This window comes from Roseiconus lacunae (assembly GCF_008312935.1).
In the GTDB taxonomy this organism is placed as follows: Bacteria; Planctomycetota; Planctomycetia; order Pirellulales; family Pirellulaceae; genus Stieleria; species Stieleria lacunae.
In genome coordinates this window covers 356,937-378,319 of sequence record NZ_VSZO01000012.1, presented here as the reverse complement: position 1 = coordinate 378,319, position 21,383 = coordinate 356,937, and the positions used below count along the sequence as shown (strand labels likewise).

General features: G+C 55.9%; 16 protein-coding genes. 10 read left to right on the top strand and 6 right to left on the bottom strand.

Features of this window, described 5'->3' with window-relative positions; genetic code table 11:
- The first annotated feature begins 35 nt into the window (after nucleotides 1-35).
- Entirely contained in the window at nucleotides 36-1,253 is a 1,218-nt protein-coding gene (locus FYC48_RS17615) for a sulfotransferase family protein (RefSeq protein WP_235034307.1), read from the top strand.
- A gap of 28 nt (nucleotides 1,254-1,281) precedes the next feature.
- Here the strand turns inward: FYC48_RS17615 and FYC48_RS17610 are convergent, their stop codons facing one another.
- The 3 genes from FYC48_RS17610 to FYC48_RS17600 all read right to left on the bottom strand — a co-directional run bounded on the left by FYC48_RS17610 (nucleotide 1,282) and on the right by FYC48_RS17600 (nucleotide 3,842).
- Nucleotides 1,282-2,361 carry an Lcl C-terminal domain-containing protein gene (locus FYC48_RS17610; RefSeq protein WP_149498033.1) on the bottom strand — a complete coding sequence of 360 codons (1,080 nt, stop codon included), beginning with the start codon at nucleotides 2,359-2,361 and terminating at the stop codon, nucleotides 1,282-1,284.
- An 81-nt stretch (nucleotides 2,362-2,442) separates the two neighbouring features.
- Nucleotides 2,443-2,775 (bottom strand): four-helix bundle copper-binding protein, encoded by a 333-nt coding sequence (locus FYC48_RS17605; RefSeq protein ID WP_149498032.1) that lies wholly within the window; start codon nucleotides 2,773-2,775, stop codon nucleotides 2,443-2,445.
- Nucleotides 2,776-2,942: 167 nt separating this feature from the next.
- Entirely contained in the window at nucleotides 2,943-3,842 is a 900-nt protein-coding gene (locus FYC48_RS17600; RefSeq protein WP_149498031.1) for a PP2C family protein-serine/threonine phosphatase, read from the bottom strand.
- Between the two features lie 409 nt (nucleotides 3,843-4,251).
- On the opposite strand from FYC48_RS17600, the gene FYC48_RS17595 reads away from it, so the two are divergent.
- On the top strand, nucleotides 4,252-4,473 hold the full coding sequence (locus tag FYC48_RS17595; protein WP_149498030.1) for a hypervirulence associated TUDOR domain-containing protein: 222 nt from the start codon (nucleotides 4,252-4,254) through the stop codon (nucleotides 4,471-4,473).
- Nucleotides 4,474-4,809: 336 nt separating this feature from the next.
- Entirely contained in the window at nucleotides 4,810-6,033 is a 1,224-nt protein-coding gene (locus FYC48_RS17590) for a 3-keto-disaccharide hydrolase (protein ID WP_160149595.1), read from the top strand.
- Nucleotides 6,034-6,205: 172 nt separating this feature from the next.
- On the opposite strand, the gene ispH is transcribed toward FYC48_RS17590, so the two are convergent.
- Nucleotides 6,206-7,159 (bottom strand): 4-hydroxy-3-methylbut-2-enyl diphosphate reductase, encoded by a 954-nt coding sequence (gene ispH / locus FYC48_RS17585; RefSeq protein WP_149498028.1) that lies wholly within the window; start codon nucleotides 7,157-7,159, stop codon nucleotides 6,206-6,208.
- A 32-nt stretch (nucleotides 7,160-7,191) separates the two neighbouring features.
- Here ispH and hpnC point away from each other — a divergent pair, with 32 nt between their 5' ends.
- The 4 genes from hpnC to FYC48_RS17565 all read left to right on the top strand — a co-directional run bounded on the left by hpnC (nucleotide 7,192) and on the right by FYC48_RS17565 (nucleotide 13,350).
- Complete coding sequence (hpnC, locus tag FYC48_RS17580) at nucleotides 7,192-8,241, top strand: squalene synthase HpnC (protein ID WP_230627819.1); 1,050 nt, start codon at nucleotides 7,192-7,194, stop codon at nucleotides 8,239-8,241.
- Nucleotides 8,242-8,255: 14 nt separating this feature from the next.
- A complete protein-coding gene (locus FYC48_RS17575; protein WP_149498027.1) occupies nucleotides 8,256-9,236 on the top strand; it encodes a phytoene/squalene synthase family protein in 981 nt (326 codons plus the stop codon).
- Nucleotides 9,233-10,732 (top strand): hydroxysqualene dehydroxylase HpnE, encoded by a 1,500-nt coding sequence (hpnE, locus tag FYC48_RS17570; RefSeq protein WP_160149594.1) that lies wholly within the window; start codon nucleotides 9,233-9,235, stop codon nucleotides 10,730-10,732. Before FYC48_RS17575 ends, hpnE begins: the two co-directional genes overlap by 4 nt.
- A 188-nt stretch (nucleotides 10,733-10,920) precedes the next feature.
- On the top strand, nucleotides 10,921-13,350 hold the full coding sequence (locus FYC48_RS17565; RefSeq protein WP_235034306.1) for an FAD-dependent oxidoreductase: 2,430 nt from the start codon (nucleotides 10,921-10,923) through the stop codon (nucleotides 13,348-13,350).
- A gap of 106 nt (nucleotides 13,351-13,456) precedes the next feature.
- Here FYC48_RS17565 and FYC48_RS17560 read toward each other — a convergent pair whose 3' ends face one another.
- Together FYC48_RS17560 and FYC48_RS17555 are read right to left on the bottom strand one after the other, a co-directional pair.
- Nucleotides 13,457-14,017, bottom strand: a complete 561-nt coding sequence (locus tag FYC48_RS17560) for a peroxiredoxin (protein WP_149498025.1) — start codon at nucleotides 14,015-14,017, stop codon at nucleotides 13,457-13,459.
- Between the two features lie 190 nt (nucleotides 14,018-14,207).
- Nucleotides 14,208-15,224 (bottom strand): DUF3500 domain-containing protein, encoded by a 1,017-nt coding sequence (locus tag FYC48_RS17555; RefSeq protein ID WP_149498024.1) that lies wholly within the window; start codon nucleotides 15,222-15,224, stop codon nucleotides 14,208-14,210.
- Nucleotides 15,225-15,313: 89 nt separating this feature from the next.
- On the opposite strand from FYC48_RS17555, the gene FYC48_RS17550 reads away from it, so the two are divergent.
- From FYC48_RS17550 to FYC48_RS17540, 3 genes are all read left to right on the top strand, one after another.
- Entirely contained in the window at nucleotides 15,314-16,870 is a 1,557-nt protein-coding gene (locus tag FYC48_RS17550) for a hypothetical protein (RefSeq protein ID WP_235034305.1), read from the top strand.
- Between the two features lie 5 nt (nucleotides 16,871-16,875).
- Entirely contained in the window at nucleotides 16,876-19,926 is a 3,051-nt protein-coding gene (locus FYC48_RS17545; protein WP_235034304.1) for a PVC-type heme-binding CxxCH protein, read from the top strand.
- Between the two features lie 222 nt (nucleotides 19,927-20,148).
- Nucleotides 20,149-21,123 carry a Gfo/Idh/MocA family protein gene (locus FYC48_RS17540; RefSeq protein WP_149498022.1) on the top strand — a complete coding sequence of 325 codons (975 nt, stop codon included), beginning with the start codon at nucleotides 20,149-20,151 and terminating at the stop codon, nucleotides 21,121-21,123.
- Nucleotides 21,124-21,383 lie beyond the last annotated feature (260 nt).

The following is a 21,383-nucleotide window of genomic DNA, read 5'->3' as shown; positions in this document are numbered from 1 at the left end:
CTTTCTTCTTCTTTGTACCTATCTCACGTCAATCGTTGACAACCACAGAGCCCCCGCCCCAGTCGTCCCGCGACGCGTCCCGTCCCGCCGAATTTCATCGGTATCCGTTCTATGCGCCTCGGTTTTGGCATGGGATGCGACCGTTGACATGGTTGCGTTTGCTTCGCGAAGGCAGCTTCCAGGTTCATCCGAGTCGCTGGAGCCACCTGCTTGGCGTTTCGCTTGCCGTTCCCGCGAATACCGTTTTGTCTGGTATCCAAAAGCTGGTGTTTGGCCGCAGGCTCGCCGCCGCTGAACTTCACGGGCCGCCGGTCTTCATTATCGGCCATTGGCGCAGTGGCACGACGCTGCTGCACGAATTGATGGTGCTCGATGAACGCTATAGCAGCCCCTCGACGTTCCAATGTTTTGCGCCGCACCACTTCCTCGTAACCGAGTGGATCTTTCAAAAATTCTTCCGCTGGTTGTTACCGGGAAAGCGGCCGATGGACAACATGGCCACCGGTTGGGACCGCCCTCAGGAAGATGAGTTCGCACTCATGAATCTAGGGTTGCCGTCGCCCTATCGACATATCGCGTTTCCCAACCAGCCGCCGCGCTATTTGGAGTACCTCGATTTTGATGGCGTGCCTCGATCGGAACTAAATGTTTGGCTTGCCGGACTGAAGCGATTCTTGCTGGCTGTCAGCACGGTGACCGGGCGACCGCTGGTGATCAAGAGTCCGACGCATACAGGCAGGATTGCGGAACTCGCAAACGCATTTCCCGATGCCCGGTTCATTCACGTCACTCGCGATCCACGTTCGTTGTTTCCCTCGACATGCCGCCTCTGGCACAGTCTGGCCGACGTTCAAGGGTTGCAGGTGCCTCGGCCTTATCGAGCGATTGAGGAAAACGCACTCAAGGATGGAACCGACAATAAAACCGATCCACTAGCGCCGGAGAAGCAATACGTCGTCGACTGCTTCAAACGGATGTACGGCGCTTACCTTCGCGACCGAGACAAAATCGATCCCGGTCGCATTGTCGAGTTGCGGTATGAGGACCTAATCGCCGATCCGGTCGAATCATTGGGATCGATCTACCAGCGTTTGCGATTGAGCGAATTCGATTCGGTTCGGCCCACCATTGAAGCTTGGGCTAGCCGCGAGCACCGGTCCTACAAGGTTAATCGCCATCAGCTAAGCGAAGCAGACGAACGGCTGATCCGCGAACAGTGGGCTGATTACTTTGAAGCGTACGGCTACCAATAAGCACATCGTTGATCGCCGAGGCAACGATTCATTCGGCCGGTCTCAGCGGGTCATGAACACAGCGAATGAAAGCTCGGTTTCGATCGGCGAAACAATTGTTGATGCCTCCGTCATTTTGCCAGTCGCAGATTCCGGCATAGTTCTCGCCGTACAGATGCGATGACCAGTAACTTTGTCTTGTGACCCCATCTTCCGAATATCGTGAATTACGAAACGGAAGTTTGTCGGCGGGGAAGATAGTTCCTAGTTCATGGCCGGTTGGCAACCGCCAATCTGTAAGTCGTCCGGTCGTGAAGTTTTTTGCATAGTCCTGGCCCTCGTAATAGTTCAGCAAGCCTGATTGCGTGCCGTCGGCTTGCCAGAACAGACCCGTCTCGCGATCCTCGATCGAGCCGCCGCGATCGACGAATCGGACTCTCGCGATCAATCCAGCTTGTTGTTTCAGCTTAAAAGCAAGGACGGTCGCCCGGAACTGAATGGTGGGCTGTGAACTGGTCTTGCCTAACCGCAGAATTGCATCGATTGATTGTTCGTCCTGCGGTGCGATTTTGCCGAGCCAAACGATCAAACTGTATTGCTGATTCTCGGGGGCATGTTCAAGATCGGTCAGGTATTGCGGAAGTACTTCACGATCCTTCGGGGTGAGTTGCTCCTTTTCGGCAAACTCTCGAATTGCCAATAGATGTGAGGGCGTGTACGGCGAAGGCGGTCGATGAATGGGCATCGCCCGTGATGGGGAAGCTTCGACGGTCACCGCTCCGTTTGCTTTGTTGAAATCGTTTCGGATCTCAGGCGGAAGGTGCACAACCAACTTTGGTAGCACGCGCCGAAATTCGGGGTGATGCCGCCGACGAAGAAGCGTAGCAGCGTACCGCACGGCTTGTTGTGGGGATTCGACGAGCGAGTTTAGCCCCTCGCGTATATCGGCGATCTTTCGACTTTCAAGTTGTTCTCTTACGTCATTAGGTTCGTCCGATTGAGCTGACGCGATTGAGGTGATCGAACTGAGAAGGCAGCAACAAACGAGGGGAATTTGCTGCAGACGTAGCAGCCTACCGCTCAATTGCATGCGGAATGTGAACAATGAGGATGAATTCGATTCATTCATGATTGCAAAAAGAAAAAGGCTTGTGACCAGGGATCAGCCACAAGCCTCATTCGTGCACGAACAGCCGTGTCGGGCTGCAGATTAGCTTGCCATCGCCGAACAGGTCTCTTGGCATTGACGACAGCATTCTACACACTTTTCCATGCCGTCGATTTTTTCGCAATTGTCCGCGCAGGCCTTGCAGATTTCGGCACAGGCCCCGCAATAATGCGAATGGAATTCGCTATTGCGGCTCATGAATCCGATGCAGGCTTCACAGGCGGCGATACAGTCAAGCATCAGTTTGACGTGTTCCTGCTCAACGTGGTCACCGCCCTTGGAAAGGCACGTCGAGGTCAACATGTCGCTGACCGTTGTTACACAGGTTTGGCAATTTTCAATACAGTCTGACTTAAGATCGGTGGATGTTGCCATTGCTTGATCCTCTTTGGTACGTGTTAGTTGGTCGTGTCAACATAGCCACCACTCGTGCAGAGACTGTGCCAAAGCGAAGGAACATCAACTTGAATCGCGAGCAATGAAAAGCTGCGGTTGGTCCCGAATCGGGGGCTAACCAGTTCGCGAGGCAGGGATTGCGGACGTCAGCCTTGGATTGCTTTCGAACAGAGGCGAGCGGCGACGACGGTGATGTTGTCGGGACCACCTTTTTTGTTTGCCAGTTGTGTCAGTCGGTCAGCGGCGGCTTGGCAGTTTTTTGCGTCAGTCACCGTTTTCAGGATCGTTGGTTCTTCAACCACACCTGACAGCCCGTCACTACACAACACGATTTGATCGCCATGTTGCAAGTCCACACGAATCGCTTCCGGGCGAACTACTTTGTCACCCGCGCCGACACAATTCCAAAGGACATGACGCCACTGTTGCAGTGAAGGATCGTCTTGGTCGAACCCGCCGTCTTGAACCAGTTGTTGAGCGACGGTGTGATCCGTCGTCAACTGTTTGACCTCACCGTCGCGGATCAGGTAACAACGGCTGTCACCGGCGTGCACGACATACATCTTTGGCGGGATCACGTAGGCCATCGTTACGGTCGTGCCCATCGTTCGGCCCCCGTCACGGGGCTGTGACCATAGCTTCTGCTGGATAGAAACTAAACACTGTGACAGTTCATCAACAAAGTCGTCTTCGGCGGTCGAAGTCAACTTGAGGAACCATTGCATCATGTCGAGCACATACCGGGCGGACGACTCAATCGCGATCCGGCTCGCCGCTTCACCATTGGAATGACCACCCATGCCATCGGCAACGACAAGCAAATGTCCTTCTTGGCAACCGAAGAGCTCATTTCCACAGCCGTCGTGCGCCACGTTTGTGTCGCGGATCTTTAATTGTCGCCGCAGATCGGCGATCAAGAAATGATCTTGGTTTTCGGCACGTTTTTGTCCCACATCCGACCGCCCCGCAACTTCAAGTGTTTGATGAAGGGGAACTTCCAAGTCGAGCGTCGTATCAGCTTTTGGATCGGTATGGTGCTTGGTCATCGGTCAGGACTCCCACCGCCAATGGATTCCGAGACGGCGGTGATTACTTTTCTTTGCCTATTTGAAGCAAGCAGATCATCCTTCCGAAGCATGTTCGCAGGATTATCGGCCGCTGAAACGCCAACCGACCCTGCGATTCAACTCCTGTGCCAAAGCTCGCTTTCTTGGCGCGTTATCGGGATCGGCCCACCGTTTGCACGTTTCGATGCCTCAGTTGCGGGTCGGGGGAGTCAAGTCGGCGTCAGTCGGCGAAGAACGACGCCCTGGGAAGCATCCGCCGAATTCAGGTTTGGCTTCTCTTCGCCCCGAAGGCATTGAGCCAGTGCGTGATGACTCGTCGGATCGCCTCGGCGCAGCAAACGGGCACTCTTATGTCAAAACAATCAACTCGATAGATAGGAAGAACTTGATGGGTCAGAAATTTCAGGTCAAGCAACATGTTCAGTGGAAGCACGGCGCTAACGTCGCTGAAGGACAGATCACAGAGGCGTTTAAAGAAAAAGTGACTCGGACCATCAAGGGGAACGAGGTCACGCGAAACGCAACGGAAGACAATCCGGCCTATTTGATCGAGCAGGAAGACGGCGATCGAGTGCTGAAAAGCGAGTCAGAATTATCAAAGGCAAATTGATGATTCGCTGGCAGGTTGGATGATCTCCGCCCACATTGGAGCGTGGGCTTGCGGGGTGCCCCTGGCGCCGATGGCTCGATTAATGCCAACTTGCATTCCGATTTTCGAACTCGACCTGTCGGTCATGCGATCAATCACAGAGCCGGTGATTAATCCGGTAAAGTTCTACGCTACAATGCGCGATCTATTGTCATCCGCGAAAAGCGGCTGCCCGTCACCTCGATCGTCGCTCCGGCCAATATGTTTGTAGATCATCGACTCTGCTGTCTTGGATTGTTTGCCTTTGTGTCCATTTTTCCGGGGTGCGGACCCCGGAAAGCTGACGACGCGTCTGAAGTGACGAGTACGCAGGAGAACGAGGCTGTCGTCGAACCCGAAGCAGACGCTAGCAGCGACACTTCGAAGTCTGTTTCATCGCCCTCGCAACAATCTTATGAAGTGACCGAGGCGGAATTGCTCGACGCGCGGCTTCCGCGCGAAGAGGTTGCCGAAGGCTGGGTCAGGCTTTTCGACGGCCACACGTTCTTCGGTTGGCAGATCAGTGGCGAGGCAAATTTTCGGGTGCAAGATAACGCTGTCGTTGTCGATGATGGCGAGAAAGGACTGATCTGTACCTCGACGACTTGGGGTGATTTTGAATTGGTTCTTCAGTTCAATGCCGACGCCGACACGAACAGCGGTGTGTTCGTGCGTACTCCGCTAAGTCCGGAAAACCCGGCCGAGGACTGCTACGAGATCAATATCGCGCCCGACGATAACCCTTTCCCAACCGGCAGTATCGTTCAGCGTCAAAAGGTGGACGCCGAAGCGGCCGGGGAACAAAAGCCGGAACAGTGGCGTGAGATGAAAATCATTGCCGAAGGTCAGACGGTTACGGTCGAGCTTGATGGGAAGCTCGTTTGCCAATACGAAGATCCCGCCAAACTTCAAGCTCATCGCATCGGTCTGCAACACAACTCGGGCCGCGTTGCGTTCCGCGATATCAAGATTCGGCCGTTGGGTTTCAAGCCAATGATCGATGCGGAACTGACGCAGTGGAAACGCTATCCAGAAATGGAGGGAGAGTTCACGGTCAACGACGACGGCCAGCTTCATGTCGACGGAGGCAAAACACAATTGGAAACGCTGGAAACCTACGGCGATTTCTTCCTGCGAAGCGACTATAGGATTGATCAGCCCGACATGAACTCGGGGATCTTTTTTCGTTGTATTCCCGGCGATGAAATGATGGGTTACGAATGCCAGATTAACAACGACTTTAAAGATCAATCGCGGTTGTCACCGGTCGACTGTGGAACCGGGGGGATATTTCGCCGACAGGATGCCAGGGTGGTCGCCGGGGAAAACGGGACCTGGGCAACGGTTGTGTTGCAGGCTTATCAGAATCATATCGCCGCTTGGGTCAATGGTGTACAGGTCAGCGATTGGGAAGACACCCGCCCGCCAGACGAGAATCCACGTCGCGGTCGACGCGATCAGGCCGGCACAATCATCATTCAAGGTCATGACCCGACGACCGATGTGCTCTACCGAGACATGCAGATCTCGACAGTGAAATGATTCGCCTTTTCAAATGGGATTCAAGGATTAGCCGCATGGCGTTAGCGACGGTTTCGTTGCAGTAACCGGAGCTAAGGCCCGTCGGCTGATGAGCCGAACCCGTATTGTCAGATGGAACGAAGCGCTCGCTTCGGAGACAATCCGGACCGATGCATTGAACCCGATCAGATCGTCACTCGGCGACCTTCGCGGCTTCTTTGGCGATCGCGCGGAGCGGTTTGGGAAGTGGAAAATGCACCGACTCCTCGCGGACAGTGGCGAGTTCGACTGAGGCATCGAATTGAGCTTTTAGCCATTCAATTGTCTCTTGTACCACCGACTCGGGGGCGCTTGCTCCGGCAGTAATCAGTACGACGTCATTTGCCGAAAAATCGTCGATGCTTAAGTCTTGGGGCCCATCGATCAGGAAGGCGCGGCGTCCGCGTTCCTCGGCGAGTTCCTTTAGCCGCGCGCTGTTGCTGCTGTTTTGACTGCCCAGCACGACTACCACATCGGCATCATCGGAAAGGGTTTTGACGGCGTCCTGTCGGTTTTGCGTGGCGTAACAAATGTCGCCTTTCGGTGGGCTTTCGATACTCGGGAATCGGGCACGCAATTTCGTAATGATGCGGTTGGCATCGTCCACACTTAGCGTCGTTTGGGTCAGCAGCGCGAGTTTCGATTCATCGGTGACCGTCAGTTTGTCCACGTCGTCTTCGTCTTCGACCAGAATGATTGCGTCGGGGGCCTCGCCAAGCGTTCCGATCACTTCGTCATGGCCTTCGTGTCCGATCAGAAAGATGGTGTAGCCGCCTTTGGCGTATCTGATCGCTTCCAAGTGAACTTTGGTGACCAACGGACAGGTCGCATCGAGGGCGGTCAGATTTCTAGCTTTGGCTGCGCTGCGGATTTCCGGTGAGACGCCGTGAGCAGAAAACATGACGACGCTATCCCGAGGGACCTCGTCGATTGAATCGACAAAGACGGCGCCTTTAGACTTGAACATTTCGACGACATACTGGTTGTGAACGATCTCGTGGTACACGTAGACCGGTGCGCCAAAATGTTTCAAAGTCAATTCGAGCGAATCGACCGCCATGTTGACTCCGGCACAAAATCCACGTGGGGCCGCCAGTACGATTTTCATTGGTTCAAACCTGTTTCTCAAATCTTGTCCGAATGCACGCCGATCGCAAACTCGAATCCAAACAACCCGGACGGCAAGTCCAGGGGCTCGCGTTTTCTCCTCCCACGGTCGGCACCACGCCAATGAGTGAGCCAGTTGCGGGATCTGCGGGCGACACCGAAGGCGGGTGTCACACCAAAAACAGCAGTCACGGTACGGTTGATTCGGAGGTTTTGGTCGGGAGTTCTAGACTTATTCTGCGTCATAGCGAGCGGTACTGTCGACGTCTGGCACGAAGCCACTACGAAAACTTTCTCGTCGCATCAATTCTACTTCCTCGTCGCTTGCGCCAACCGTTCTACAATATTTATACGTTTTGCCGCACTGCCGATGACATCGCTGACGAATCGGGCGACCGCCGGTTGGCACGTGAAGGATTGGATCGAATTGCCGCGGATTTGGAAGACGTGTTCGCCGGGAAACCACGCACCGAGGGTATGTTTCCCGCACTGCACCATACCATCGCAACGTTCGCGATGGACCGAAAGCCGTTTTTTGACCTGCTTTCCGCGTTTCGGCAAGATCAGGAGGTGCTGGAGTACGAAACTCTCGACCAATTGCTCGATTATTGCTCCCGCTCGGCAAACCCGGTTGGCAGGCTTGTGTTAAAGTTGGCCGGCGTCACCGACGCCGAGCAGATTCGTTTGTCCGATCAGATTTGCACCGGATTGCAGCTCGCGAATTTTTGGCAGGATGTCGGTCGAGATTATGCGATCGGCCGGGTGTATCTACCCGACCAATGGCGGCAGCGATACGGAGTGACCCGCGACATGCTATCGGCCGGTGCGACTTCGGAGCCCGTTCGCCGCCTGCTTGCCGACCTCTGTAAGATGACCGATGGATATTTCCAACGCGGCATTGTGCTTGCCGAGAAAGTTCCCGATTGGTTGTCCGCCGACATCAAGCTGTTTGCACACGGCGGAATGGAAACGTTAGCCGCGATCCGCCGAGTCGATTTTGATGTGCTTCGGAAGCGTCCAAAAGTCAGCAAATTGACTCAGGGGAAATTGATTTTGGCGGCGTTGTTAGGAAGGCTTTCGTAAGTTTAATTGCACCGATGCAATCCACGCGACAGATCAATCGCAGCTATCAAGATGTTCGCCGCATCGCACGGCAGAGCGGGAGCAGTTTCTACCGCTCGTTTTGGTTGTTGCCCCGCAGGAAACGCAATGCGATGTGCGCGCTCTACGCGTTTGCCCGCGTGACCGATGACATCGGGGATTGCAACGAACCGGCGGCGCTTCGCACCCGATGGCTTGATTGGTGGCGACGGACGACGGCGCTTAATCTGATCACCGACCAGGCGAAAAAAGGCGTCTTGCTGGCCTCTGGTTTGCCGACCGACACGTCGGATTGGCCGATCGATCTGGTCACCAAAGCACAGCAAATTTTCCCGGCACTGCACGACACCGTCCATCAGTTTAAGATCCCTTCACGTTACTTGTTGGAGATCATCGACGGTGTACTCGCCGATCAGCAAAAGACACGTTTCGATACCTACGAGCAACTCGAGCACTACTGCTATTTAGTCGCGTCGGCAGTCGGGTTGGCTTGTTTACACATTTGGGAATTTGAGGAACCGCTACCATCACAAGCAGCGATCGATTGCGGCTTGGCATTCCAGCTCACCAACATCTTGCGCGATATCTCTGAGGACGCGAGACGCGGTCGTATTTATCTGCCGCGTCAGCACTTCGCCCAGCATGGACTCGGCGAAGATGACTTGCTGCACCCGCGTGCCGATGATCGTCTCGCCTGTCTGGTCGAAGACGAAATCCGACGAGCAAAGGTGCTCTATGCCAGTGGGTGGGGCGTCTGGGATTCTCTTGGCCCCGACGGGCGGCCGATGTTTTCGATGATGTGGCGGACTTACAGACGCTTGCTTGACCGAATCGCTCAAGATCCCCGCGCGGTCGTGACACGCCGGGTGCGATTGTCGACGAGAGAACGATGGGGGCTCGTCTCGCAGCATTTTATCCCGCCATTGTTTCGTCGATTGCCCTTGCCACCGCACGAAGTCGAAGAGGTTCGTTCGTGAGCGCCGACCCGATCGCGATCGTCGGAGGCGGTTTGGCGGGCATGGCTGCGGCGGAATGGATCACACGTCATTCGCCCGGAACTCCCGTGGTGATCTTCGAATCGAAACGCCGGCTCGGCGGACGGGCAGGCTCCTTTCGTGATGCGACAGGCGAGGTGGATTATTGTCAACACGTTGCGATGGGATGTTGCAGCAACTTTGTCGATTTGATGCGGCAGTGTTCGTTGCTATCGCATTTTCGTCGTCTGCAAGAGTTGACGTTTCTGCATCCCGATCATCCGCCCAGTCGGTTTGCCGCGAATCGGTGGTTGCCCGCACCGCTGCATTTGCTCTCGACCATCGACGGCTTGCGTTTTCTTTCTTCGTCGCAGCGATCGGAGGTCAAGCGTGGGCTGTTGGTTTTAATGAGGACACCGAGCGAGTCGTTGCAAAACACGGTCGCCGATCAATGGTTGCGGCAAATCGGACAATCAGATCGAACGATCGCTGAGTTTTGGGATGTGATCCTGGTAAGTGCCTTGGGCGAGCTTTCCAGTCGCGTTTCGATGGTGGCGGCGCGGAAGGTCCTGATCGATGGCTTTGCCGCGACACGTGGGGCGAGCGATGTATTGGTGCCAACGTTGCCGCTCGCTGATCTATTCGGGCGACGTTTGGCTGATCAGTTGCGGCGACGTGGAGTAACGATTCGGCAGGGTTGCAGGGTCCGTCATATCAATCCCGATCGATCGCTTTTGGTTCAAAGTAACGAGGATGATGAGCAACGGATTGAGCCATCAGCCGTCATCTGCGCTGTGCCTTGGTTTGGCCTGCGGCGATTGTTTCAGCACTGGGACGCGGCGGATCGAACACCTCTCCCTCATCTGGAGAGGATTGATTCGTTTCCAAGTTCACCGATCACGGGCGTGCATCTTTGGTTCGATCGCCCGATCACGACGATGGATCAAGCGGTGCTAGTGGGAACGGTTTCTCAGTGGATCTTTCGGAATCCCATTTCGATCGGCGAGGCAGCGGTAATCGGTGAAGCCGAGGGGGGCGGTCCATCGAGCGGGGGTGATCAAGTCGGGGACGGGCACGGGGCAGCGATTGAATCGGATTGCCAGCATTACTACCAAGTCATCGTGAGTGCTTCGGCGGGGGCATTGGTCGAGGGAAAGCAGTCGTTTTTACACACGGTGCTCGACGAACTGAAGCAGTTTTTTCCGGCAGCAGAGTCGGCACGACTGGTTCGCTCTCGGTTGGTGACCGATCCTGAGAGTGTCTTTTCGATTCAACCGGAAGTGGAGTCGGAGCGGCCTGGGGCGATGACGGGGTTGAATTGGCTGTACCTGGCCGGCGATTGGGTGCAAACCGGTTGGCCGTCGACCATGGAAGGGGCTGTTATCAGCGGACGTCAGGCGGCCAGCGCGTGTATGAGACACACTGGGCTTGAGCATCTTGAGCCGATCCCACTGCGCCCGCCTCCCGGCCTCTTGGCACGGTGCCTGATTCGACGATGATCAGTGTTTTCTGTTTGCGCCATGTTCTTTGTTGGCACCATTTCGCGGTGAGCCTTTCGTGCTCGAATCACCCAAATGGTGGTGGATTGTCAGGTAGCTACGATCCTTCACGTGGCTGTTTTACGCGGATCGAGTGACCGAGTGTGGATATTTCTCTTCCCGATAATCTACGACAACGAATTCGATGGGTGCAGACACCAGAGGAAGCTGCCGGCGGTCCCGGCCAGTTTGTTTTGTACTGGATGCACAATGCGCTACGTGCGCATGAGAATCCGGCTTTGGACGCAGCGATTTGTTTTGCGCGTCAAAACGGTTTGCCACTGTTGGTCTACCATGGCTTGAGCGAACAGTATCCGTATGCTTCGGATCGTCATCACGCGTTCATGTTACAGGGGCATCGTGATGTTCAGCGTGAACTAGAAGATCGCGGGATCGTGGCCGCGTTCCACTTGCAGCGTTGCGGCCAGCGCGGTCCATATCTGCGAAATCTTGCGCGAAGTGCGGCGGTATTAGTGACCGAGGAGATGCCGGTCCAGCCCATCGTCGGTTGGATGGAACGACTCGTCGCAACTTGTCAGACGCCGGTCGCGACGGTGGATTGTGCGTGTTTGGCTCCCGTGACCGCCGTCGGGCGACCATTCACCCGTGCGTTTCAGTTCCGTGAGGCGGTCCAAGACATCCATGACCATGCCTTGCAGACGTCTTACGTGGAACAGCCGATTGATGTCGCGATGTGTGACCTGGATGACTTAAAGCGTCGCTTCGACTTGCATCCGCTGTCACTGCAGGATGCCGATCTGGCGTCCTTGATCGGTTGTTGTCGAGTCGATCATTCCGTCGCCCCGGTCGCGGAAACGCCTGGCGGTTCGAAGGCAGGATACGCACGGTGGGAAGCGTTTAAAAAGAATGGCTTAGCAGATTACGAAGCGACGCGGAATGATCCGTTAGCGGCTAGTGGCGCAAGTCGGATGAGTGCGTACCTACACTACGGTATGGTCAGTCCATTTCGGATCGCGCGTGAAGCGGATGCTTTAAACGCAACGAAGTATCTTGATGAGCTGCTGACATGGCGTGAACTGGCGTTCCATTTCTGTTTTCATCATCCCGACGACATCGATTCGCTTGATGCCGTCCCCACGTGGGCCAAAGAGTGCTTGCGTGATCACCGCGATGATCCACGTGAAAAAGATTGTAGTTGGGAGTCGCTCGCCCGCGGTCGGTCGGGGCATCCGCTTTGGGACTCTGCTCAACGTAGTCTGCTCAAGCACGGCGAACTTCACAACAACGTGAGAATGACTTGGGGAAAGGCGTTCTTAAACTGGACGCTTTGCCCCGAGCGGGCGTTGCAGCTGGCGTTGGATTTAAACCATCGCTACGCACTCGATGGTCGAAACCCGTCGTCTTACGGTGGAGTATTGTGGTGCTTCGGTCAATTCGATCGGCCATTTTCCCCCGAGCAACCGATTTTTGGAAAGGTCCGTACGCGTGAATTAAAAACACACGCCAAGCGGCTTAACTTGGATCGCTATCGAATGAAAGTCGATCGCCCAATCGCGGCACGATTGCCGAACGTGGCGATCATTGGTGCCGGCATCGGCGGATTGATCGCGGCGAGAGTGTTGAGTGATCACGGCATCAACGTTTCGGTCTTTGAGCGTCGTGAGCAAGTCGGGGGACGCACCGCAGCCTTGCACATGCCGTCCGGTCAAGGCGATCGCGACGTAACGTTTGATCTGGGGGCACAGTACTTTACGGCTAGGCATTCGACGTTTTGTCGCTACGTCAACGGATGGGTCCAAGACGGCATCGTTCAATCGTGGCTAGGGAAGATCGTTTCCATCGATGGGAACGGCAGGCTTTTGGACGAGTCACACGACCGGCCACGCTACGTCGGTGTTCCGTCGATGAACGCGATGGCGATTCATTTGGCCAAAGACCTGCCGGTCACGTTCGCCAAGCAAGTCATCGCCGTCGAAGCGGAAGGTGAACGATGGCGTTTACGGTTTGCTGACGGCGAACAAAACGGGCCGTTCGATCTTGTGCTGAGTAATTGCCCGGCACCGGAAACATTTGATTTAATCGGCGGTTTGACATCACTGGGGCGGAAGATTCGTCGCGTGAAGATGCGTCCTTGTTGGGCCGCGATGTTGACGAACGATCGCTTGGTCGATCTTTCTTTTGACGCGGCGTTTGTGCGTTCGGGGCCGCTGTCATGGATTGCGTCGAGCGATGGAAAACCAGGGCGGAAAAGCGGCGGGCATTGGGTGGCCCATGCGTCGGCGGATTGGTCGCTCGAGCATGCCAAGGATTCGCCTGAACGGGTTGCCGATCATCTTGGGAAGGCATTTGCGGAAGCGATCGGCAGGTCGTATGAAACGTCTTGGCGCGTGTCGACGCACTTTTGGGAGAACAGCGAAACCACCGAGCCCTTGGACGTCGATTGTTTGTTTGACTTTACGACAGGCCTGGGGGCATGCGGTGATTGGTGTCGCGGACGCAGGCTAGAGTCGGCGTTTATCAGCGGGATCGCCTTAGCCGGCGCGGTCCTCCGTCGCTACACTATCGATCGACCGCCAGCACCGCGGGGGCAGGCAAGCCAACCGCGGTTGTTCGTCTAGCTCGGCGACCGTGTCGCTTGATTCTCCGAATTGTGTGTGTCCATTCGCTGAACAAATCCTATGGACAAATCGACTTCGGTCCCGATCGTGCCTGCGTCGACCGTCTCTATTTTAGCTTCGCGATGACGGCGGCGATCTTTTCGGGATCCTGAGCCGCTTTGACTTGCGAGTCCTTGTAAGCGATGTTGCCTTCCAGATCGATGACGAAGGTCCATCGTTTGGCTGTCGCTTTCCGGACCAGCTCTTTCTCGATGTTGTTGATCAGTTTGGTGACGGCTTTATCGCCAAGGCTGACCGGGACGCCGAACGCTTTGGCGACACTGCCATCGGTGTCGGCCAACAAAGTGAAATTTAAATCATGAACGTCTTTGAAAATTTTGTGGTTTTCGACCGTGTCACCACTCACCCCGATCACCTCGACACCGGCGTCGGAAAAGTCCTTCATCTTGTCACGGTAGCCGCAAGCTTGCTTGGTGCAGCCGCCGGTCATGTCGGCAGGATAGAAGTAGACCACCAGGATTTTCTTGCCGACATGTTCGGACGATTTCCAAAGTTCTCCGGAGTCATCTTTCGCTTTAAACGACGGGGCTTTATCGCCGACCTCAACGGCAGAGGCGTTGAGGCAAAGGGCGAGTGTCAAGGCCAACGAGGTGAGGATTGATTTCATGGCAGCGTGGAGTGAAGTTGTGTAGGGTGAGGTTATGAAGAAAGGAGACGATCATCGACAGACCGGCGAGTGCACCGTCTAGATCCAATGTTTGGGTTCGGCTCATCAGCCGGCGGGCGCTAGCTCCGGTGATTGCGAAACCGTGGCTAACGCCAGTCGGCTAATCCTGATTTCAGATGTTGACGATGCACTAGGCGTTTAGTTTGACACTGGCATCGTCGGCGACGTTGACCCAGACGTGAACGTGAGGTTTGCCCCGGTAGTGCCAGACAAATGAGGGGCCTTCCAGTCGCCAATTGTCCCAAACTCCGTCGTTGCCGATGTCGGAATCTTGGTAGAAGGCTAGCGAGCAGGCATCCAGTCCGCCTTGAGTTTTCAAACAATTGAGGGCTTCTTGCTGATCACTTTCGCGGTACATCTCGACAAGCAGGCCAAGTGTTTTTTGCAGGTGTTCCTTTTGGTCCGATGACATCTCCGTGACCGGAAGTCCTGGGATCGTTTGTTTGCCGCGAAACGCGACTGATTGCTCACGCGGCGTACGCCGGAGTAACGCTTCCTGCTGCTGTTTTCCGTCGAGCATCTTGTAAAGATCGTTGGCGGCAACGGCTTGGCTCCAGAACACGTTATCGGTGTGTTTAGGGTCTTCGCTGTCAACGGGGGCATGGCCATAGAAGATTGGTCCACCGAAGGCGACGTGGTCGGCCGAGTTGCCATCGCAACGCAGGGTCATGTGACGACCAGTCAGGACTAACTCGAACTTGCCTTCGTTGGGTTTTCCGAAAATCGCGATCGATTGTTCGACGCCGAAACCGCCCGCGTCGTCTTCGAGTTGTCGGTAGTACCGTTCATGCCAGTTCGGATGAACGATCGATTCGAAAATCTGGGTGATCAACTCGCGCTGTTCGTCACTGTAAAAGTCATCGACGATTTCGTGACGCGTCACATTCCAGTTGTTCGCCACGAAGGTTCGCAACAAACCACGTTTGGGGTCTTGGTGGTTCCAATCAAAGCAGACATCGTTGCGCTGTTGCTGGGACAAGGTCGAATACAGTCGACCGACAAGTGACTCGGCTGAGGTCGTCGCACTTTCCGCGGCGGAAAGTGATTCCGATAGAGGGCTGATCATCGGGGCCGCGGTGGTTGCGGCGGCGACGGCAGATGCACCTTGCAAAAAGGTCCGGCGATCCAAGCGTGGGTTCGGTTTCATCACATTGCCTTGGGGGTGGGAGCGATCGGGTGGGAGCATTCACGCTATGATAAGGTCGATTCTAACTGATTACGGCGGGAAAGATGGAAATGGTCAAACAACTTTATTGCAGAACAACACTCCAGATTTCAAGAGTTTGCGAGCGAAGGAACCATTGGCGGGGATGGGGACGGATTGTCCTGGCCTTGATCGCGATCGCACCGACGCTTTTGCTCGGATCGGCGGAGGTCGCCGCACAAACGGCAGATGAACAGGCGTCGGCAAGTTCCGACGCGCCGGTGGCTTTGAAACTGTCGATGTTCGATCTTGATGTCACGCCACCGATCGGGTCGATGATGGCCTATGATCCGGTCAAGAAGCATGACGAATTGGGGCTGCGTTGTCGCGGCATCGTGTTGACTGGGACGGACAAAACGATCGTGCTGTGCGCCGTCGACTGGATCGGAATCGCTAACGCCGCCCACGATGAGTTTCGCCGGCGGTTGGCCGAAGCTGCCGGGACGGATGTCTCGCACGTCAGTGTTCACACGCTTCACCAGCACGACGCGCCACGTTGTGATTTTACCGCCGAGCAGTTGCTACATCATGCGGGGGCGACCGAACTGGGTTCATTTCAAAGTGCCCATCAACGCGAGGTGCTCGACCGCCTTTCCGAAAGCGTTCGACAATCATTGCAGGTTTCACATCCGGTGACCCACGTGGGTTTCGGGGCTTCTGAAGTGAAAAAGGTCGCGAGCAACCGTCGATTGCTTGGTCCCGATGGCAACGTTTACGCGACTCGTTACACAGCGTGCCGTGATCCCGAAATGCGGGCGGAACCGGAAGGCACGATTGATCCGGAATTGAGCTGTGTTGTGTTTTATCACGAGAAGGATCCGCTCGTTTCGCTGACGTACTACGCTTGCCACCCGCAAAGTTATTACCGAACCGGAATTCCCAGCCCTGATTTTCCCGGGATCGCACGGATCTTGCGGGCACAGGATTCTCCCGAAGTGATGCATGTGCACTTCAACGGCGCCGGCGGTAATATCGGTGCCGGCAAGTACAACGACGGTTCCAGCTCGAATCGATTGGTCTTGGCTGGGCGAGTTGCCGACGCGATGCGGCAGGCGTATGAATCGGTCGAACGTTTCCCGGTTGAAGCGGACGATGTGCGTTGGTCGGTCGTCTCTTTGGCTTTGCCTGCCGCTCCGCACCTGGATGAACAGAAACTGCGCGACGCATTGCAACAGCCCGCACCTTCGGTGATCGAGACCGTTCCGGCCGACTTGGCTTGGTTGCTACGTTGTCAATCGGGGCATCAAATCGATATCGGATGTTTGGCCGTCGGAGATGTTCGCGTCTTGCACCTTCCCGGCGAGTTGTTTGTCGAGTATCAGCTTGCCGCCAAGGCGATGCGGGAAGACTTGCATGTGGCGATGGCGGCCTACGGGGATTACGGCCCCGGGTATATCGGCACGGAAATCGCATACGGACAAGGCGGGTATGAAACCAGTCAGCGTGCGTCGCGTGTCGCATCCAGTGTCGAGCCTTTGCTGATCGATGCGATCGGCGAATTGCTGGAAGTCGGATCGGCCGGCGCGGAGGCTACCCAAACGACGAGTGCCGAGACTGCAAGTGCCGAGACTGCGGGAGACCAGCGATGAGGAGCGTGCACAATCAACTTGCGATCGTGAAGGCGAACGCGGGGACGAGGAGGTTTCTTTCGTGCGATTTCGGTGGATTTCCCATTGCCTTGCTTTCTGGCATTTCATCAACGCTGCTTTGGACGATCGTGGTCGAACTGACGTTGGTCGGGGCGGTGCCGAGCGTGCCCGCAAGTGCCGAAGACTATTCGGGGAGTTTGCCGCGAATCGAAGCGACGTCTCCGGTAGGGAGTCTTGAGAAGCTTGCCGTAGTCGACGGATACCGCGTCGAATTGATTGCCAGCGAACCGCTGGTCAACAGTCCGGTCGCGGCGGAGTGGTCCGCGACGGGCGAGCTGTTCGTTTGCGAGATGCGAGGCTACAGTGAAGACCGTGATGATGGCCTATCGCGAATTTCTCGTTTGATCGATGAAGACGACGACGGTGTCTACGATCACAGCACGGTGTATGCCGATGGGTTGCTTTGGCCGACCGCGATTCTGCCGTATCGTGGCGGCCTGTTTGTCGGCGACGCACCGAATTTGTGGTACATGAAAGACACCGACGGCGACGGCGTCGCCGATCAGAAAGCGGTGGTACTGACAGGATTTTCGGTCAGCAACGTGCAAGGACTGATGAACTCATTTCGCTGGGGGTTGGACAATCGAATCCACGTCGCGGTAGGAACTTCTGGGGGCAAGGTGCGTCGCCCTGATCAGGCCGAATCTGAAGCGGTTTCCGTTCGCGGTTTTGACCTCGCGTTCGATCCCGAAACGTTTCAGTTTTCGCGCACCAGCGGTGGTGCCCAGCACGGCATGTGTTTTGACGACTGGGGACGCAAGTTTGTTTGCTCCAACAGCGACCATCTACAGCAGGTGATGTACGAAGATCGCTACTTGGGATCAGGGGCATCATTCGTGGCACCGGCAGCACGGCTATCGATCGCCGCAGATGGACCACAAGCAGAGGTTTTTCGCCGCAGTCCCGTCGAGCCATGGCGAATCCTGCGCACCAAGCTGAGGGTCGCCGGTGTTGTCGGCGGGCCGGTCGAAGGCGGTGGGCGGGCGGCAGGGTATTTCACCGGGGCGACGGGCGCGACGATCTATCGCGGTGATGCTTGGCCAGAATCGGAATCCGCCACCGCGGTGATCGGCGACGTGGGCAGCAATCTGATTCACCGCAAACGCTTGGTCGGAAACGGTGTGCCATTTCAAGGGCAGCGGATCGACCAAGGCAAGGAGTTTGTCGCATCGACTGACAATTGGTTCCGGCCCGCGCAGTTCGCTTGCGGTCCCGACGGGGCGTTGACCGTGATCGATGTTTATCGTGAAGTCATCGAGCATCCGAAGAGTCTACCGCCCGACATCAAGCGTCACCTCGATTTGACCGCCGGTCGGGACCGTGGGCGATTGTATCGAATCGTTCCCGTTGATTACCGCCACCGTAAAACCGGCGATCTATCGAAAGCCGGCGGTGCCGAACTGGTCGCTCTTCTCAATCATCCGAATGCGTGGCATCGTGAAACGGCGTCACGATTGATCTTTGAGAGACAAGACCGATCGGTCGTACCCTCGCTCCGGCAATTGCTTCGCGACGGCACACCACTTGGCCGGATGCACGCGATGTACGCACTCGATGGCCTTGGCGAATTAAAAGCCGGGGATGTCGTCAGCCGTTTGGCCGACCAGCATCCGCAAGTGACCCGGCATGCGGTTCGACTGGCCGAAGGGTTCTCTGTCAGCGATCAGGATGTTGTTTCGGCGCTCGAGTCGTTGGTGAACCATCCTTCGCTGGAGGTCCGTTATCAGCTCGCGTTTTCGCTTTCCAAATTTCCGGGGCCAAAACAGATGATGTTGCTCGCATCGATTTTGGTCCGCGATATCGAAAACCGTTGGGTTCAAACGGCGGTGATGTCATCGGCCGGACGCGAGCCCGATCGATTGATGCAGCATTTGATTGGTCGGATCGGTGTAGGCGATGGCTTCCTTGTTCGAAACCAAGCTATCTTTGTCGCCCTCGCGAAGGACATCCGAAAGACCAACGCGAGGCGGGCCATCGAGTCGGTGGTTCAACGTCTCAATTCAATCGGCGGGCAACCGGCGTTGTTACCCGTCATCGAGCAGTTTCGCACCGGTGATTGGAGAACACTGGTTCGGGAAGCTACGGCCGAACAATTCGACCGACTGCGGGAACGCTCGATTCAAATTGCAATCGATCAATATGCCAGTGACAAGTTAAGCGACGCCGATCGAATCGCGGCGCTTCGAAATCTGGGGGGCATTGTGGATGATCGCTTGACGCTCGCCACCATGGAGGTCTTGCAAGGCGATGAGTCTTTGACGCTGACAGCGGCGACATTGCGATCAATCGACCGGCAGGCGTCGATTCCAATGCTGGAAACGATCTTGAGCCGGTTAAGGCAATGGAGTCCGCGATTGCGAAATGCGGCCTGTGAGGTTTTATTTTCGAATCCGACGCACGTCAGCGTTGTCTTTGAAGCGATCGATGAAGGCATCTGTGATAGTGAGGATTTCCCGATCACCCAGTGGCAGCGTTTGGCAGAAAGCAAGGACGATAGGACCAGAGAGCGTGCCGAGAAAGTAATCGGCCAGTTTCGCTCAACTTCACGTGATTCGGTGATCGAGCAATACCGTTCGGTGCTCGCGAAAACGGGAAGCGTCAAACGAGGTGAAGTGGTCTTTCGCGATCAATGTGCCGGGTGCCACCAGGTTGGGGCGATGGGACACGTGGTCGGGCCAAGCTTGATGGCCGCGGCGACACGCGGCGCAGAATCGATATTGACCAATGTGTTGGACCCAAATCGCGAGGTGAATCCGCAGTATCGAAACTATGTGGTGCTGACGGTAGACGGTCGAACCTTTAGCGGGATGATCGTTGCTGAAAACTCCAGTAGTGTGACCTTGCGGGCTGCCGAGTCCGTTGAAAGCACAGTGCCGCGGAGTGAGATCGAGTGGATTCGCGACAGCGGAGTTTCGATCATGCCGGAAGGCCTGGAAAAGGTCATTACGCCCGACAAGATGGCCGATCTGATCGCTTATTTGCTTAAGGATCGGTAACGTCGTGATCGTGCCGTAGGTAAGACCGCTCTCGTGTTTTATCTGAAAATGTGTCGATGCGAATGTCTGACCCAATGATCGCAAGGAAGTGGATCGCGCATCAATTGGCAACCGACGTGTTCAGATGAGGTCGATGGCGCATAATGTCGACTGATTTATTTTGTGATCCTTCGCCGCGCATTTATGCCGGTGGTACGCTGACTATTTTGAGCAAGGCAGACCATGGTGATTCGTTGGGGCTTGATCGGCTGCGGTGACATCGCAGAAAAACGTGTGGCCGACGCGATCATACGGGATTCGAATTCGCAGTTGCTTGTCGCCTGTCGACGTGACGAGGAAAAGCTGGTTCGGTTTGCCGAACGTTACGGGGTCGAGCACTGGACCACCAGTGCGGAAGAGTTGATTGCTCGAGAGGACGTTGATGCGGTGTACATCGCGACGCCGGTAGAAATGCATGCGCCGCAGACCGCCAGCGCCGCCGCCGCCGGCAAGCACGTCCTCGTCGAAAAGCCGATGGCGATGGACTCGACCCAGTGTCAATTGATGGTCGATTTGTGTCAGCAGGCGGGCGTGCAGTTGGGCGTCGCTTACTATCGGCGGTTCTATCCGGTGGTTGCTCGGGTCAAAGAGTTGATTCGGTCGGGCGTCTTAGGGCGTCCACTCTCGATTTTGGCAACGACCGGGAATCCGAATCGATTTCCCAAAGACGACTGGCGGGTGGTGCGCTCGCAAGGTGGTGGTGGGCCGTTGATGGACATCGGCAGTCACCGATTGGATTTGTTCCTCGACTTGTTTGGTGAGGTCGTTGACGTAAAAGCAATGTGTGCACGTTCGCCGGACTACGAAGCCGAAGATATGGCGACGCTATTGGTGGAGTTCAAGGCGGGGCAGCATGGCGTTCTGCAGTGCTACTTCGGGACCGTCGATACGCCGGATCGTTTGGAGGTTATCGGTACCGATGGACGAGTGACGATCGAAGACTTGAATGAAGGGTCGCTGCTGGCGGTGACATCGGAGGGGGAAACGAGGGAATGCCATCCGCCGCATGAAAATTTTCATGCTCCCTTGATCGCCGACTTTACTGCCGCGGTGCTGCGGCAGACCGAACCGGCCGTACCGGGGCACGTCGGTTTAGCGACCAATGACATCATCGAGGCCGCCTACGCAAGTTTTCCGGTCGCGTCGCCGGACGCCTGATCGGCAGTGCCGTTTGGGCTCAATGCGTCCGACGGTCGGTACAGAAGAAGTTTGCCGTTCGTCAGAAGTTTGCCGTTTGGCGGGGCAATCCGAACGCTTGGGTGATCCGAGGGGAGATTCCTTCCCTTTGCCGTCGATGACACTGGAACCGAGTTTGATATCCGGTACACTCTGAGGCAACACATTGGGCAACGCCTGTTTGCCCAAGCACCGATCGTTGACATGTTGGCCCGCGTAGAACGCAATTTCTCAACTGGGTG

Excerpts from the sequence above, each read along its gene's own strand:
- FYC48_RS17550 (WP_235034305.1), top strand. The coding sequence starts at position 15,314 with ATGGTCAAACAACTTTATTGCAGAACAACACTCCAGATTTCAAGAGTT.
- FYC48_RS17605 (WP_149498032.1), bottom strand. The coding sequence starts at position 2,775 with ATGGCAACATCCACCGATCTTAAGTCAGACTGTATTGAAAATTGCCAA.
- hpnC (WP_230627819.1), top strand. The coding sequence starts at position 7,192 with ATGCACGCCGATCGCAAACTCGAATCCAAACAACCCGGACGGCAAGTC.
- FYC48_RS17610 (WP_149498033.1), bottom strand. The coding sequence starts at position 2,361 with ATGAATGAATCGAATTCATCCTCATTGTTCACATTCCGCATGCAATTG.
- ispH (WP_149498028.1), bottom strand. The coding sequence starts at position 7,159 with ATGAAAATCGTACTGGCGGCCCCACGTGGATTTTGTGCCGGAGTCAAC.
- FYC48_RS17600 (WP_149498031.1), bottom strand. The coding sequence starts at position 3,842 with ATGACCAAGCACCATACCGATCCAAAAGCTGATACGACGCTCGACTTG.
- FYC48_RS17575 (WP_149498027.1), top strand. The coding sequence starts at position 8,256 with ATGCAATCCACGCGACAGATCAATCGCAGCTATCAAGATGTTCGCCGC.
- FYC48_RS17560 (WP_149498025.1), bottom strand. The coding sequence starts at position 14,017 with ATGAAATCAATCCTCACCTCGTTGGCCTTGACACTCGCCCTTTGCCTC.
- FYC48_RS17555 (WP_149498024.1), bottom strand. The coding sequence starts at position 15,224 with ATGAAACCGAACCCACGCTTGGATCGCCGGACCTTTTTGCAAGGTGCA.
- FYC48_RS17595 (WP_149498030.1), top strand. The coding sequence starts at position 4,252 with ATGGGTCAGAAATTTCAGGTCAAGCAACATGTTCAGTGGAAGCACGGC.
- FYC48_RS17540 (WP_149498022.1), top strand. The coding sequence starts at position 20,149 with ATGGTGATTCGTTGGGGCTTGATCGGCTGCGGTGACATCGCAGAAAAA.